We start from the raw sequence: 784 nt of genomic DNA on the forward strand, positions 1-784 counted from the left end.
CGGGGTGGCGGGGGAGCCGGGTGTGGAGCCCTGGGACCGGGGCGCGCGGTTCGAGCCGGGCGTCGGGGTGGCGGGGGAGCCGGGTGTCGAAGCGGCGGGGGAAGCGGGGCGTGTCGTGAACGGGAGCCCGCTGCGGAGAGAGCCCGCCGGAGCGGACCGGCCGGGGATGCCAAGTACCGCCGCTCCGTGGGACACGCGGTCGGGGGAGTGGCTGGCGAACGACCCGGCAACCTCGGATTCGTCACCACCGCACGCCGGGGAGCGCTCGCGTGCCGGAGAGCTTCCGCACGCTGCGGAGCGCTCGCGTGCCGGAGAGCTTCCGCACGCTGAAGAGCGCTCGCATGCCGGAGAGCTTTCACACGCTGGGGAGCGCTCGCATAGCGGGGAGCTTTCACACGCTGGGCAGCGCTCGCATAGCGGGGAGCTTTCGCACGCTGGGGAGCGCTCCCTCACCGGGGAGCTACGGCGCGCCGGGGAGCTTCCGTACGCCGAGGAACGCCGGCAGGCCCTGGGACTTCCGCCCCTCGGCGAACACCCGCACACCGTGGAACTTCCGCCCCTCGGCGAACACCCGCACACCGTGGAAGTTCCGCCCCGCAGCGGACGCCCGCACGCCGTGCAACTCACGCACCTCGGGGACCTCCCGCACACCGGCGACGGAGGGGCCGCCGGTGATCTTCCGCACCCGGGCGACGGCGCGGCCGCCGCGATCGGCCGTTCCGGCCGGGACGTCCACGGCTTCACGGCCGCGCCCGCCGCGCCCGCCGTCCCCGCCGTCCCCGCC

Annotated in this window: 1 pseudogene; it reads right to left on the reverse strand. The window is 75.8% G+C overall.

What is annotated here, in order from left to right:
• Nucleotides 1-460 precede the first annotated feature (460 nt).
• Nucleotides 461-784: pseudogene (locus tag GT045_RS07620) on the reverse strand (hypothetical protein); the annotation flags it as partial.

It is taken from the genome of Streptomyces sp. SID486 (assembly GCF_009865385.1).
Taxonomy (GTDB): Bacteria; Actinomycetota; Actinomycetes; order Streptomycetales; family Streptomycetaceae; genus Streptomyces.